This window comes from Algibacter sp. 2305UL17-15 (assembly GCF_040720935.1).
Classification (GTDB): Bacteria; Bacteroidota; Bacteroidia; order Flavobacteriales; family Flavobacteriaceae; genus Jejuia.
Map to the genome: position 1 here is coordinate 16,170 of NZ_JBFDAE010000006.1, position 13,676 is coordinate 29,845.

At 34.3% G+C, this 13,676-nt stretch carries 14 protein-coding genes; 6 read left to right on the forward strand and 8 right to left on the reverse strand.

Annotation, left to right across the window (positions count from 1 at the left end):
* Nucleotides 1-39: 39 nt before the first annotated feature.
* Nucleotides 40-909, reverse strand: a complete 870-nt coding sequence (locus tag ABXQ82_RS07880; protein ID WP_367057447.1) for an AraC family transcriptional regulator — start codon at nucleotides 907-909, stop codon at nucleotides 40-42.
* Nucleotides 910-1,127: 218 nt separating this feature from the next.
* On the opposite strand from ABXQ82_RS07880, the gene ABXQ82_RS07885 reads away from it, so the two are divergent.
* From ABXQ82_RS07885 to rpe, 6 genes are all read left to right on the forward strand, one after another.
* Complete coding sequence (locus tag ABXQ82_RS07885; RefSeq protein ID WP_367057449.1) at nucleotides 1,128-1,697, forward strand: Crp/Fnr family transcriptional regulator; 570 nt, start codon at nucleotides 1,128-1,130, stop codon at nucleotides 1,695-1,697.
* Between the two features lie 58 nt (nucleotides 1,698-1,755).
* Nucleotides 1,756-2,211, forward strand: a complete 456-nt coding sequence (locus ABXQ82_RS07890) for an SRPBCC domain-containing protein (RefSeq protein WP_367057452.1) — start codon at nucleotides 1,756-1,758, stop codon at nucleotides 2,209-2,211.
* Between the two features lie 547 nt (nucleotides 2,212-2,758).
* The gene (locus tag ABXQ82_RS07895) at nucleotides 2,759-4,162 is read left to right on the forward strand and encodes a hypothetical protein (protein WP_367057454.1); all 1,404 of its coding nucleotides are present in this window, start codon (nucleotides 2,759-2,761) and stop codon (nucleotides 4,160-4,162) included.
* 355 nt (nucleotides 4,163-4,517) lie between these two features.
* On the forward strand, nucleotides 4,518-5,516 hold the full coding sequence (locus ABXQ82_RS07900; protein ID WP_367057457.1) for a hypothetical protein: 999 nt from the start codon (nucleotides 4,518-4,520) through the stop codon (nucleotides 5,514-5,516).
* 191 nt (nucleotides 5,517-5,707) lie between these two features.
* Nucleotides 5,708-6,571: a sigma-70 family RNA polymerase sigma factor gene (locus ABXQ82_RS07905; RefSeq protein WP_019387909.1), complete on the forward strand. Its 864-nt coding sequence runs from the start codon at nucleotides 5,708-5,710 to the stop codon at nucleotides 6,569-6,571.
* A gap of 318 nt (nucleotides 6,572-6,889) precedes the next feature.
* Nucleotides 6,890-7,552: a ribulose-phosphate 3-epimerase gene (rpe, locus tag ABXQ82_RS07910; RefSeq protein ID WP_367057460.1), complete on the forward strand. Its 663-nt coding sequence runs from the start codon at nucleotides 6,890-6,892 to the stop codon at nucleotides 7,550-7,552.
* On the opposite strand, the gene ABXQ82_RS07915 is transcribed toward rpe, so the two are convergent.
* The 7 genes from ABXQ82_RS07915 to ABXQ82_RS07945 all read right to left on the reverse strand — a co-directional run bounded on the left by ABXQ82_RS07915 (nucleotide 7,549) and on the right by ABXQ82_RS07945 (nucleotide 13,675).
* Nucleotides 7,549-7,971, reverse strand: coding sequence for a CBS domain-containing protein (locus ABXQ82_RS07915; protein WP_367057462.1), 423 nt, complete (start codon nucleotides 7,969-7,971; stop codon nucleotides 7,549-7,551). The two genes, rpe and ABXQ82_RS07915, sit on opposite strands and share 4 nt — an antisense overlap.
* Nucleotides 7,972-8,073: 102 nt before the next feature.
* Entirely contained in the window at nucleotides 8,074-8,493 is a 420-nt protein-coding gene (locus ABXQ82_RS07920; protein ID WP_367057465.1) for a CBS domain-containing protein, read from the reverse strand.
* Nucleotides 8,494-8,574: 81 nt separating this feature from the next.
* Complete coding sequence (locus tag ABXQ82_RS07925) at nucleotides 8,575-9,453, reverse strand: zinc-dependent peptidase (protein ID WP_367057467.1); 879 nt, start codon at nucleotides 9,451-9,453, stop codon at nucleotides 8,575-8,577.
* Between the two features lie 74 nt (nucleotides 9,454-9,527).
* Nucleotides 9,528-10,697: an SMP-30/gluconolactonase/LRE family protein gene (locus ABXQ82_RS07930; protein WP_367057469.1), complete on the reverse strand. Its 1,170-nt coding sequence runs from the start codon at nucleotides 10,695-10,697 to the stop codon at nucleotides 9,528-9,530.
* Between the two features lie 13 nt (nucleotides 10,698-10,710).
* Nucleotides 10,711-11,868: a galactonate dehydratase gene (gene dgoD / locus ABXQ82_RS07935; protein WP_367057472.1), complete on the reverse strand. Its 1,158-nt coding sequence runs from the start codon at nucleotides 11,866-11,868 to the stop codon at nucleotides 10,711-10,713.
* Entirely contained in the window at nucleotides 11,868-12,500 is a 633-nt protein-coding gene (locus ABXQ82_RS07940; RefSeq protein WP_367057474.1) for a bifunctional 4-hydroxy-2-oxoglutarate aldolase/2-dehydro-3-deoxy-phosphogluconate aldolase, read from the reverse strand. Before ABXQ82_RS07940 ends, dgoD begins: the two co-directional genes overlap by 1 nt.
* 17 nt (nucleotides 12,501-12,517) lie before the next feature.
* Entirely contained in the window at nucleotides 12,518-13,675 is a 1,158-nt protein-coding gene (locus ABXQ82_RS07945) for a mandelate racemase/muconate lactonizing enzyme family protein (protein ID WP_367057476.1), read from the reverse strand.
* Nucleotide 13,676 lies beyond the last annotated feature (1 nt).

The following is a 13,676-nucleotide window of genomic DNA, read 5'->3' on the forward strand; positions in this document are numbered from 1 at the left end:
TAGTTTGTTTAAAAGTTCAAATGTGAAAAGAACTGGTTTTTAGATATTTAAAACCTGCTTTCGGTATTGATTTGGTGGTAATTTATACTTTTCCTTAAAGCTACTATTAAAGTGAGACGCATTTTTAAAACCACTCTCAAAGCATACATCATTAATGTTTAATTCAGGGTTTCCTAATAAGGTTTTGGCGTATTCTAAACGTTTAGTATTTAACCATTTCCCTGGTGTTTCGTTATAAAATTCTTTAAAGTCTCTTTTAAATGTTGAAAGACTTCTACCAGTAAGTCGCGCAAATTCTTCAAGTTTTAAATCACAATGAAAATTTTTCATCATCACAGTATCGAGATTGGATTTTTCAACCTGCTGAAGCGAGCAAAAGTAGTTGATAAGGTCTTTGTTATGAGGGTTCAAAGTAACATTATACAACAGTTCATTGAATTTCATTTCAACTAAACCCTTGGGAATTTCCTTTCCTTGATTCATATAGTTAAATACAGAAATAAACAATGCATTAAGCGAATCGCCAACGTCAATAGTGAAAATCTGGTTTTCCAAAACCTTATCGTTTTGTGGCCTAACAATATGGTCGTGGGTCCTAAAAAATCGTCTGATAAAATCCTCTGTGATAAAAAACAGCATCACGCAATAGTCATCTTCAAAATATTGTTTGGTATTGTAAACCCCTTGCTTAATAAAGAGCGCTTCACCTTGATGGACTGTATATTTTCCCTCAAATGCTGTCCAATCCTTTTTACCACTTATCACATAATTAAGGATTGGTACTTCTGTCCATAACTTAAAATTTTCAACTTCTAGCGGACACTTATATTCAACAAATAAATAATCATCTCCAACAAGTTTGTTATACTTTGGATGTCTACTGAAGTATTTGAATATATCTACTGTCATTCCTCAAATTTAAGAAATTATTAATAATTTAATGAATTGTAAACTTAAGTCGTATATAGCTCATAGCTAATTAGTTGATTGAACGAAGTAAAGGTATATTTGCAAAATAGTCAAATTTTTAAATTTGGCTTGCGCATAACCGAAAAGATAGTATCTTTTTACACGCTACGAGCCATAGACAAGACCGCTGAGCTTAATGTAAAAAAACATTCAGGAAATTGACAGAATTACAGAAATATATTACTTCCTACTTTGGAATTACAAACCAGAATATGGACAAAATCACGTCCTTGTTCACGGAATCTGAACTAAAAAAAGGAGAATATTTTACAAAAACCGGTCAATTTTGCGAAAAGCTGAGTTTTTTACGAAGTGGTTTTATTCGAGTTTTTGCAAACGCTAATGATAAAGAGATAACTCAATGGATTTCTACCAAAGGTTATTTCATAACGGACTTATACAGTTTTACATTCAAACAGAGAGCAAAATGGAATATTCAAGCATTAACGGATTGTGAACTTTATACAATCGATAAAGATAATTACGCACTTCTGAACAATTTAGTTCCAAATTGGTCTGAAATGGAAAAGCAATTTATTGCAGGTTGTTTTGTCCAATTAGAAGATAGGGTTTTCAGCCATTTATCGCTTAGTGCTGAAGAACGTTACGACAAACTTTTTGAGAGTAACAAAGAAATTTTTAATCAAGTTCCTTTGCAATATCTCGCATCAATGCTTGGAATGTCGCCCGAAACGTTTAGCCGAATAAGGAACAAAAAAAAATCTTGATTTTTATCAAGAGCAAAAGCTCAAATTCAAACGAACTTTGTCAAATAAATTAAACATTATGGCAAAGAAAATTAAAACATCGATTACGATAAACGCAAGTAAAGAAAGAATTTGGAAAATATTAACGGACTTTGAGAATTATCCCGAATGGAATTCGTTTATTAAGTCGGTTTCTGGAGATGTAAAAGTTGGAAACAAAATTCGAATAAAGTTACAAGGAATGACCTTTAAACCTGTCGTATTGACCTTGAATGAAAACACAGAATTAAAATGGCTTGGTCATCTTTGGTTCAAAGGTCTTTTTGACGGAGAACATAAATTTAAACTGACTGACAACGGAAACGGAACGACCAATTTCGAGCAAAGTGAAAATTTTAGCGGAATTTTAGTCAAATTCTTTTCTAAGAGTTTGGAAAGGGATACCAAAAATGGATTTGAGCAAATGAACAAGGAATTGAAATTGCATGCGGAAAACACTAAGCAGAACAACGGTAACCGTAGCACAACACCATAGAAACCTGCCGACAGGCAGGAACGCTTCAAAATTGATACAAACCTGACTTTAAGCCCTTTCCGTTTTTAGGGATTTATGTTTTCACTAAAATCAGGGGTGGCTTAAAACCAATTATACGTCTTATTATTTGGCGATTTATGCTACTTTTTAAAACTACAACCTCAGATCCTGGATCTCTGATAAGCTGCTGTAAAAATTGTCCCTCGGGACTCGCGCGCTCAACTGGAAATTGTTGAACAATTTTTCTTGAAATATCTTGTTGCCCTGCAGGTATTAATATACGAAATTTCGGTATATCTAACAAGTGATTGCCCAACAGACACACCGTGTATAATTAATGGCGGTGGCAGTTATGTACTAGGAAAATCTTGGTGTATTTCCCTCTGCTTCGTGATAGTTTACTAACCTTAGCCTGGTCAACGCAACCACCCACAATACGAATACGTTGGCGGTAATTTAAATAACAACGACTAATATTTAGAAATTATGTATCTTTTAACTATCTGCCATTGTTGAGTTAAAGAATAACCTTATAAAAAATAAATCGATGATAAAGCTAGATAATCTCACTTTCCTTATTACTTTATTTGCTTTTTTGATTGTAACGAGTTGTCATAGAGGTCCTGAAAAATCAATCGTTCAATACAGAACCAATCCGTCAAAACTTGAGTGCATAAATTTCATTTTATCACAAGATGATTCTTTGGGTAGAATAAGAAATCACGCTTGTAAAAGCATTTCCTTAAGCAACACCATCGACCAATATGTTGCTTCAATCAATAATCTTGATTTTAAAAATTGTCCGAAAGACTTTTTCCACGCCTTCGAAAATCATATGAATGCCTGGACAGGTATGAAACAAGTAACCGATAATTTTCCAGATTTAAGAGGTGAAATGCACGACTTATTCGATACAATTGCCAAGAGTAAATATAAACAAACATTCGACCCTTTGCTTAAAGATATTTGGGATACTTGGGAATTGGTTGAAGCAGCAGTAAACGATTCAAAAAAATTCAAAATAGCCCATACAATTGATGAGCCAGATTTAATCCCGGAAGGCATTGCGCACAATCCAAAAGACAACTCTTTTTATATTGGAAGTACTTGGAAGAGAAAAATTTTGAAAATTGACTCTGTTGGGAATGTATCAAATTTTGTTCATTCAGGTCAAGATGGTTTATTAGGTGTCATTGGCATGAAAGTAGATGCTAAACGACAAACTCTTTGGGTCTGTACCAGTTCGTCAGGAAGGGGCATGCCAGTTAAAGGCCTAACGGACCCTGTACACAACAAGTCAGGAATATTTAAATATAATTTAAACACAAAAGAACTTACACAACAGTTTTGGCTTGAAACGGATGCTGAGTCATTTTTCTTTAATGATATTACAGTAAGCAGTAAAGGACAAGTGTTCGCCACCGAAATGAGGACAAGAACCATTTATACCATTGTTCCAAATGAAGACACCTTGAGGCCTTTCGCGACACTACCGGAAGAGTATAGAGCAAATGGAATAGATATAGATGAACAAGACAGTAATTTGTATTTGGCTTTATATGCCAAACCCAATGCCTTTGGGAAATTGAATATTGAAACACAGGAGTTAAAGATTATTTCGATTCCGAACGATGAAAAAGTAGGTGCTGATGGACTTTATTTTTACAATAATTCTCTAATTGCAGTACAACCTTTTACGGATAATAGAGTTGTGTGTCAATATGTTTTGAACAATAAATTGGATAGCGTAAAGCAAATAATTGTTTTAGTTCCAGATGATAAAATACTAAACCAACCAACAACTGGTGTGATTTCCAATAATAAATTTTATTTTTTAGCCAACAGCCAATTGCAAAGCTTTTCACAGCTTTGGAAAAAAAATAATGGAGAATTTGACATAAATGATTTACAGCCTGTTAAAATTTTAAAACTTGAGCTAATTGACAATTGATTTGAAAATAAATACCCTTTTTGCTTGGTTTCATTCTCAAGTTCTGCCCACACTTTATAAATCTTCACTTTTTTAGCTTTTTTTGAGCATGTATATGGATACTAAACAAAAGTGTTAAGCATAATAGATGTAGTTATCAATGAGTTGAACGATATTCTGGAGTAATTTACTTGATTTGTTAGAGTTTTGAGTTTTCATGGTTGGTATTTTAAATTGTTAATAGCAAAAGTTTGAACAATACACTCAAATATAATTGCAATTTTTAAAAATCAAATAGATAAACTGTCTGAAAAAGTCAACTATTTTTCTTAATTTTCACAAAATGACTCCCTAACAACTTGTAATTTTTGAAAAAATGCAAGAACGATTCATTAAATTCCTAAAAGAAAAGACTCACGACAACACCTCTTTTGCTGAAGAAATAGCTGGTGTTTTAGATATAGGCTACGATGCCGCTTACAGACGGATTAATTTAAAAACCAGTTTATCTTTAGAAGAAAGTGTAAAACTCGCCAAACATTATAAAATCTCATTAAATAAGTTATTTGAAGTAGGAAATCAAAATACTATTTTAACTGAGTTATCGCCCCAAATTGATAGTCAAGCTGGATTACAAAACTGGCTGATACAATCTTACAAAAACGTATTTCCCTTAACAAAACTAAAGGGCTCTACCATAATTTACTCCGCTAAAGACATTCCTATTTTTCATACGCTTAAAGATTCTTACCTATCCAGGTACAAACTCTATGTTTGGCTAAAAGATATTGATAATACTATGGCGAAAAACAAAGTCTCATTTGAGGAATTTCTAGAAACCATCCCGCCATCTTTATTGGATAGCGCGTTTAATTTAGGAGAAATTTACAAAAATGTCAATACCATAGAAATTTGGAATAACACGACTATTAACGGAACTTTGCAACAGGTTATTTATTATTTCGAATCTGGTTTGCTTACCAAAGAAATGGCACTTCATATTTGTGATGACATTGAACATGTTTTTCAGGATATTGAAAAACAGACTATTCAACAGACCATGATAGGCTCTAAAAATCATGCCTCATATAATTTATACTTAAATGAAATTCATACATTAAGCAATACAATTATGATTAAAACACCTTACCAAAAAGTGTTTTTTGCCCCTTTTACCGTTTTAAGTTATTTTAAAATTGACCATCAGTTAACTTGTGATATCATGTATGAGTTCTTACAGAATTTTATGAGCAATTCCAAACTACTTGTTAATGCTGGCGAAAAGGACAGAACACTCTTTTTTAACAAAATGCATCGAAAAATCCATAGATTAAGGGATCAGATAAATGCGAATGAACCTTTTAGCTTTGAATAGGGCTAACCATCAAATACTGTTAAGTTATTCAACACTACTATTCTATTGGAATTGTGACTACTAAGGCTTTTTTGTGTCTAAAAATCAAAGAAGTTGAAAATAGTTTCGCTTTTTTGTAACAAAATGTAACATTTGAACGTATAACTATTGAGCGCCCTATTTATTCACAATTAAATTCAGGATAACATTAGATGAGACAACTTAAAATTACGAAGCAGGTTACCAATAGAGAAACCGCTTCGTTAGATAAATATCTACAGGAAATTGGTAAGGTTGATTTAATTACAGCCGACGAGGAAGTTGAATTAGCACAACGTATTAAAGCTGGCGATCAAATCGCTTTAGAGAAGTTAACGAAAGCTAATTTACGTTTCGTGGTATCGGTTGCAAAACAATACCAAAACCAAGGACTTACTTTACCCGATTTAATTAACGAAGGTAATTTAGGTTTAATTAAAGCTGCACAACGTTTTGATGAAACACGTGGTTTTAAATTTATATCTTATGCTGTTTGGTGGATTCGTCAATCGATTTTACAAGCTTTGGCTGAACAATCGCGTATTGTACGTTTACCGTTAAACAAAATTGGTTCTATTAACAAGATTAATAAAACATTTGCTTTCTTGGAGCAAAGTCATGAACGTCCGCCTTCAGCAGAAGAAATTGCAAAAGAGTTGGACATGACGATCAACGATGTTAAGGAGTCTATGAAAAACTCTGGACGCCACGTAAGTATGGATGCGCCTTTAGTTGAAGGTGAAGATTCCAACTTATATGATGTATTAAACTCTGGAGAATCTCCAAACCCTGATAAAGAATTATTACACGAATCATTACGTACTGAAATTGAGCGTGCTTTAGAAACATTAACACCTCGTGAGGCTGATGTTATTCGTTTGTACTTTGGTTTAGGAAACCAACACCCAATGACTTTAGAAGAAATTGGAGAAACGTTCGATTTAACTCGTGAGCGTGTAAGACAGATTAAAGAAAAAGCTATTCGTAGATTAAAACATACGTCTAGAAGTAAAATATTGAAAACATATTTAGGATAGTATCGCCTTGGCGTTACGACTAAATTAAGGTAACAACAGTTACAAAACATAACTGTTCGTTTTTTGATTGATGAAAGAACCCTCGGCTGATTACCGGGGGTTCACTTTTTATCCCCACCCTAAAGGAAGGGGCTATTAATATATTCTCTTTATTCTATTCTCTTTTCTCCACCGGTCTCCCGTCTCCCGTCTCCCGTCTCCCGTCTTCTGTCCCCCGTCTTCCGTCTCCCGTCTCCCGTCTTCTCTCTTCTGTCAAAAAAAAACAATTAATCCTCACATTTTAATTACATTTGCAAAAACTTAAAAAACTTTAGATTAATGGCTTCAAAATTAATTGCACCTTCAATGCTTGCTGCCGATTTTGGCAACCTGCAACGCGATACAGAAATGGTTAACAATAGCGATGCGGATTGGTTTCATATCGATGTTATGGATGGTCATTTTGTGCCTAACATTTCATATGGCATGCCAGTAATTCAAGCGATTAAAAAACATGCCACAAAACCTTTGGATGTGCACTTAATGATTGAAAAACCAGAGCGCTATATTGAAGAATTCGCAAAGGTTGGTGCAGACATTATTACTGTTCATCATGAATCTACTGTACATTTGCACCGTACTTTAAGACAAATTAAAGATGCTGGCTGTAAAGCAGGAGTGGTACTTAACTTAACAACGCCTGTATCTGTTTTAGAAGATATTTTACCGGAATGTTTTATGGTATTACTAATGTCTATAAACCCTGGTTTTGGAGGTCAAAAATTTGAGGACATCACTTATAATCGCGTAAAAAAATTGCGAAAAATGATAGATGAGCAAGGCTTGGATACACGCATTGAAATTGATGGTGGTGTTACAGATAAAAACATTAAACAATTGGTTGACGCAGGCGCGGATGTTTTTGTAGCAGGTAGCCATGTGTTTAAAAGTAGCCATCAAACAGAAACGATAAAAAACCTAAAAACAATAGCTAATTCTTAAAGCTGTTTTACCAAGTATTTCAATAAATCCCTGGTTGTAATAATCCCAACTAGTGTACCATTTTCAACGATTGGAAGCGCATGAAACTCTCGGTTTGACAATATTTTTGCTGCTTCTTTGATAGTTGTATCCGTGGTAATTGTAACGATATCTTTTGCCATTACCTGTTCTATGGTATAAGTGTTTTGTACTATGGTATTTATTGTTTTTCCGTTGAAAGTATCAGGAGCCTCTACTTGACTTATTCGCATTAAATCAGTAAAACTCAACAAACCAATAATCGACTCGCCAGAAACTACGGGAATATGCTTGATTTTAAATCTATTGAAAAGAACATTAGCTCTTTCTAAAGAATCCGAACGGGTTAAACCAACTACATTTTTTGTCATTATTGTCGAAACAAGTTCTGGCTCTCTCATGGTTGATAATTTTAAATTATTAAACAAAATTAGTGCTATTTTAAAGTAGATTTTATGATAAAGATCACTTTTAAAAATATTTTGAACACGGAGCTTTATTGGTTAAAATTGAGCAAGCAAGTATTTTATCAAATCTGTAGTGGTAACAATACCTACTAACTTATTATTGTCCACTACAGGCAGCGCATGAAATTCTTTAGTTGCTAATATCTCCGCTACTTCTTTAATAGAACTTGATGAAGATACAGACACTACCCTTCTATTCATAACCTGATTGATAGTAAACATATTATACACCAAAACATCTGTTCCTTTCTCAGTATTATCAGTTAAATCACCAAAACTTAGCCTTAAAAGGTCGGTATAACTTAACATCCCTATAACAACGTTTTCATTAACAACAGGAATATGCCTTATTCTGTGATGCTTGAACAAATGTTCTGCTTTTTCTAAATTGTCGTCTTTTTTTAATGTAATGACATTATGGGTCATTATCATCGAAATTGGTGCTTTTCTTATCATGATGCTAATTCTTTAAGTTTAATTACCCTAAATTTATGAATCAAAAAAAATAAAAATTATGATAAAAGTCATGCCAAAATATTAATATCCTGAAAAGTTGAAATTCAGCATTTGTTTTACTTTACCGTAAATCTCTGGAAATAGTTTTTTAAACGTTTTGGGCGACTCAATAAAAGTTTCTATAATAACCGCCAACAGTTCAGAATCATTGGTAAAGGCATAACTTCTAATGAATTCTGAAGCCACCAAATCTCTTTTTAATTGTTCGTTCGAGGACAGCATAGTTCTTAATTCATTAAATGTATCCACAAATAATATAGCATTAATATCCTCTTGTTTTATGCTATTAAAATGAATGGCGTGCGCAAACTCATGGATGCCTAAATTGAGTTTATCATTTTTAATGCGATGTCCCTCAATGAAATTATCCCATGATAACACCAAGGTTTTAAGTCTGGGGTTAAATTCTCCTTTATGGGATGCTTTAGAAAACCTTGAATAATAAGCCGTAGGGTATATTATGATGGTTTTTATGTACTCAATGATGTAATTTCTAAAACCAAAAGTGAGCATTATGGCCGTAGCCGAAATTAAGACCTTTGCTTCTTCCGTGACCACAAAACCTTCTTTTCCTATAAATTTCTTTCTTTTGATAAACGTTGCGACGCGATGTCTAAAATAGGTTTGGTGCTTTTCATTTAAACGATTGTAAAAAGAAAATTGTGCTTTTAAAATATGAATTTGATATCGGTTTAATTTTCTTTTGAAAAGATAAAAATGAATAAATATGGGACGCTTTGTAAATAGCGCATAACCCATTTCTAAACCATCTAAAATAGTTGTGATAATTTTTCGTATAAATAAAAATATTAGAAAAACAACACCGCTTAAGAGGATCCCAAGAATTATAGTTCCAATATAGGAATAGTCGTTTTCTTGTAATATTAGGGTTAAGGGCATTTGAAGTGTTTTATGAATCAGCAAACTGACAAATCTAGAATTTAATTGAATTGGTATTTAAACAAAGTTTTAATTTATTTTAAATCAACCCGCAATAAATAATCATCACAAGTAATAAAAAGCGTTTTGCCGTTATTTGCAAACTCACAATTCCCTGTGGGCTTATCTAATCTGATAGTTCCTAAATGTTTCCCGTTTGGGTTTATAATTAAAACACCTCCAGGGCCCGCAAAAAATATGTTGCCTTTGCTATCCAACTTCATACCATCGGCTTTTTGCTTATCTATACTTTTATGTAAAGCTTTTGTAGCATCAAATAAGCGTCGTTTGTTTTTCACTTTCCCTTCCGAAATAATATCGAATGCCCAGATAGATGGTCTTTCAGAATTAGAATCTGAAACATAAAGTATCGTTCCGTCATTGGAAACTGCAATGCCATTTGGTTTATCTATAGTTTTATTCACTAAAAGGAGATTTCCATTCTTGCTAAAAAAGTAAACACCGTTGAATCCGATGTCACTCTTCTCCTTACCCAATCCAAAAGAAGGATCTGTAAAATACATATTCCCGTTTCTATCAAAAACAGCATCATTTGGCGAGTTGAACTTTTTACCATTATAATTGGTAACTATTTGTTCAAACTTTGGACTGATTGAATCTTTTAAAGACACTAATTTACTGATAACTCTATCCCCTTGTTGGCAAAGAATTAAATTTCCATTTAAATCTAAGGTTAGTCCATTAGAGCCTATACCTCCAGATTTTGGTGCTTTTCCAGTATATCCTGAAGGCATCATATATAGACTTAAACCGTCTTTTTCACGCCATTGAAAAATCTTATTTTCGGGCACATCAGAGAATATAATTTTTTCTTCTTCCGCCAGCCAAACAGGCCCTTCAGACCAATTAAATCCAGTTGCCAATACTTCTATTTTCGCGTCTGTACTAATTATTTTTTCGAGTGCCGGGTCTAGCTGTTCTATAAATCCATGTGTTGGATATTTACCCGACATTAAACTAGAACGAGAAGAATAGCGTGCTGTACAAGTGGCGTTTGTTAATTTAGTGCCATTTTCAACCAATCTATCTACATTAGGTGTTTGGTACAATTCACTTCCATAGAAAGACAAATCTGTCCGCCCTAAATCGTCCACAACAAAAAGCACACTATTCGGGTTTTCAGTTTTATGGTTTGAATTACAAGCAAAAAAAGCAATACCTACTAATACTAAAAAACACCTCATACAGTCTTATATTTTACCACTCACTAAAATTACCATCTTTACCTCTCCAAATAGGATTAGACCAATAATAACCGATTTTTTGAGCTTCTTTTAATTTATCCTCATTAATTTCAACGCCCAAACCCGGTTTGGCAAATAAGTTAATGTAACCGTCATGAATATCAAAAACTTCTGGGTTTGACACATAATCTAAAAGATCATAGCCATTATTATAATGCATACCGATACTAGTTTCTTGAATAATAGCATTGGCCGAAACGAAATCTACATGTAAAGCAGATGCCAAAGAAATTGGCCCTAACGGACAATGAGGTGCTAAAGTGATATCATAAGCTTCAGCCATGGTTGCAATTCGTCTTACTTCTGAAATCCCACCGGCATGACTTAAATCTGGTTGAATAATATCAACAACGCCTTGATGTAAAATGTTTTTGAAATCCCATCTGGAAAACATACGCTCCCCAGTAGCGATAGGAATGTTGGTGTAATTGTAAATAGGTTTTAAAGCTTCATTATTTTCGCTTAAAACAGGCTCTTCAATAAATAGTGGCTCGTAAGGCGCAAGTTCATCTATTAAGCGCTTTACCATGGGTTTATGCACTCTCCCATGAAAGTCTAATCCGATATCTAAATCGAAACCGAATTCTTCCCTTAACAGTTTTATGTTTTTTGATACTTTTTTGATATCACTTAATGATGCTATCCAATCCATTGCTCCAGTAGCATTCATTTTAACTGCCTTAAAACCAGATGTAACTTTTTCGTGTGCTTGTTCTAGAACCACCTCCGGGTTGTCTCCCCCAATCCAACAATACATTTTCATTTTGTGCCTAACAGCACCTCCTAACAATTCATAAACAGGAACATTTAAATACTTTCCTTTAATATCCCATAAGGCTTGATCTATTCCAGAAATGGCACTCATCAATATAGGGCCGCCGCGATAAAAACCACCGCGATATAAAACTTGCCATATATCTTCAATATCATTGGCATTTCTGCCAATTATAAACTTTTCTAATTCTTTGACACATGCTGCAACTGTATCTGCTTTACCTTCAACTACCGGTTCTCCCCAACCAATAATTCCAGATTCAGTTATTATTTTTAAAAACAACCATCGTGGTGGTACTTTAAATAATTCAATGCCCACAATTTTAAGCTCATTCATTATATGTCTTTTAATAAATTTATAAAGTTATTTGCATTTTTCTCAATAGCGATATAGTCTTCTTCATTTTCAATAGGCTCCTTCAAGACGCTGACAATTCCAATACCATAAGCACCTGCATCCATCCAATCTTTCACACGATGTAACTCTATGCCTCCAACCGCTAATATCTTCACATTATCAAGTGGTCCGCTAATCGACTTAAAATAAGGAATCCCCATGATATCCGCTGGAAAAAGTTTTACAAAATCTGCTCCTGCGTTCCAAGCTTCACAAATCTCAGTTGGTGTTAATGCGCCCATTAAGATGGGAATTCCATGTTGATGTGCTATTGTAACCAATTCAATACTGCAATTGGGACTTACTAAAAATTGTGCTCCAGCTTTTATGGCCTCAATTGCAATTTTCGAGTTAATGACTGTTCCCGCTCCAATTATTACATGTGGATATGATGCGCGTGCTTTTGAAATCTCTTCGGAATAATTTGGGGTATTGGATGTAATCTCCATCACTTTTGCACCTCCTTTAATTAAAGACGCAATAACTAACTGAACTTTTGTTGCATCTTTTAGACGCGTTACAAAAACAACTTTTTCTTGTTCAATTATAGCAACAATTTCCTTTCTTGTCATCTCGTTTTATTAGAAAATTACCAATTAGTCAAAGAACCATCATTTCTTCTTAACCTAGGAATCTCAACAGGCACAAACTTACTCTGCTTAGCCAATTCTTCATTAACTTCTACTCCTAGACCCGGCGTATTTAAAACTGGATATCTTGCGCCTGCAAGTTTAGGTTGTAATGGGTAGAATTTAGGATCGTTTGTAGATACATGAGCCCCAGTATTTACCTCTTCTAACCAACTAAAGTTTGGACTTGCTGCTGCCACATGAATTGAAGCCGCTGTACAAATAGGGCCTAAAGGGTTATGTGGCATGAGATCTATATAATGTGCTTCTGCCATTGAGGCTACTTTCATACTTTCGGTAATACCACCGACGTTACAGACATCAATACGCGCAAACTGCGTAATATTGCGTTCTATAAATGGTAAGAATTGCCATTTACTGGAAAATTCTTCTCCAATAGCAAATGGAATATCAATTAAGCTTCTTAAACTTTCGTAAGCTTCTGGGTTTTCATCCCGTATCGGTTCTTCTATAAAATCTAATGTACCCGGAGGCATTCTCTTCATAAAAGAATAGGTTTCTGCAGCGGTCAATCGCGTATGGTAATCAATTCCAATGGTAACTTTACTACCAACTTCTTGTCGCAAAGCAATCATCCATTCCGCCATTATAGCGATAGATTCCCTAGGTTCAAATCGTGAAATATCTTCTTGATTTTCAAATTCGGCGGGTGCTAACCTGATCATGTTCCAACCTTCACTTATCAGCTTTTTAGATTGGTTTAACAATGCTTCTAAAGTTGAAAACCGTACAGAAGCGAAACACTCCACAAAATCGCGTTGTTTTCCTCCCAATAATTCGTAAACTGGAACGCCGAGCGCCTTTCCTTTAATATCGTGAAGCGCAATATCAATAGCCGATATGGCGGCTGTTAACACACGGCCTCCTTCAAAATACTGTCCGCGATATAAATCTTGCCAAATAGCGCCGATTTGCATCGGATTTCTTCCAATAATTAGTGGTTCAAAATGTTTAAGAGCACCAACAACAGCTAGTTCTCTTCCTGACAAGCCAGAAGCGCCCCATCCGTAAATACCAGAATCTGTTTCAACCTTAACAACTAACTGACTGCCAGAACCGACATTGATTGGATATGGTTTTACCGCCGTTATCTTCATT

What these genes read in the sequence shown, in the direction of transcription:
- ABXQ82_RS07880 (WP_367057447.1), bottom strand. Translation starts at nt 909, where the DNA reads ATGACAGTAGATATATTCAAATACTTCAGTAGACATCCAAAGTATAAC.
- ABXQ82_RS07890 (WP_367057452.1), top strand. Translation starts at nt 1,756, where the DNA reads ATGGCAAAGAAAATTAAAACATCGATTACGATAAACGCAAGTAAAGAA.
- ABXQ82_RS07895 (WP_367057454.1), top strand. Translation starts at nt 2,759, where the DNA reads ATGATAAAGCTAGATAATCTCACTTTCCTTATTACTTTATTTGCTTTT.
- ABXQ82_RS07900 (WP_367057457.1), top strand. Translation starts at nt 4,518, where the DNA reads ATGCAAGAACGATTCATTAAATTCCTAAAAGAAAAGACTCACGACAAC.
- ABXQ82_RS07905 (WP_019387909.1), top strand. Translation starts at nt 5,708, where the DNA reads ATGAGACAACTTAAAATTACGAAGCAGGTTACCAATAGAGAAACCGCT.
- rpe (WP_367057460.1), top strand. Translation starts at nt 6,890, where the DNA reads ATGGCTTCAAAATTAATTGCACCTTCAATGCTTGCTGCCGATTTTGGC.
- ABXQ82_RS07915 (WP_367057462.1), bottom strand. Translation starts at nt 7,971, where the DNA reads ATGAGAGAGCCAGAACTTGTTTCGACAATAATGACAAAAAATGTAGTT.
- ABXQ82_RS07920 (WP_367057465.1), bottom strand. Translation starts at nt 8,493, where the DNA reads ATGATAAGAAAAGCACCAATTTCGATGATAATGACCCATAATGTCATT.
- ABXQ82_RS07925 (WP_367057467.1), bottom strand. Translation starts at nt 9,453, where the DNA reads ATGCCCTTAACCCTAATATTACAAGAAAACGACTATTCCTATATTGGA.
- ABXQ82_RS07930 (WP_367057469.1), bottom strand. Translation starts at nt 10,697, where the DNA reads ATGAGGTGTTTTTTAGTATTAGTAGGTATTGCTTTTTTTGCTTGTAAT.
- dgoD (WP_367057472.1), bottom strand. Translation starts at nt 11,868, where the DNA reads ATGAATGAGCTTAAAATTGTGGGCATTGAATTATTTAAAGTACCACCA.
- ABXQ82_RS07940 (WP_367057474.1), bottom strand. Translation starts at nt 12,500, where the DNA reads ATGACAAGAAAGGAAATTGTTGCTATAATTGAACAAGAAAAAGTTGTT.
- ABXQ82_RS07945 (WP_367057476.1), bottom strand. Translation starts at nt 13,675, where the DNA reads ATGAAGATAACGGCGGTAAAACCATATCCAATCAATGTCGGTTCTGGC.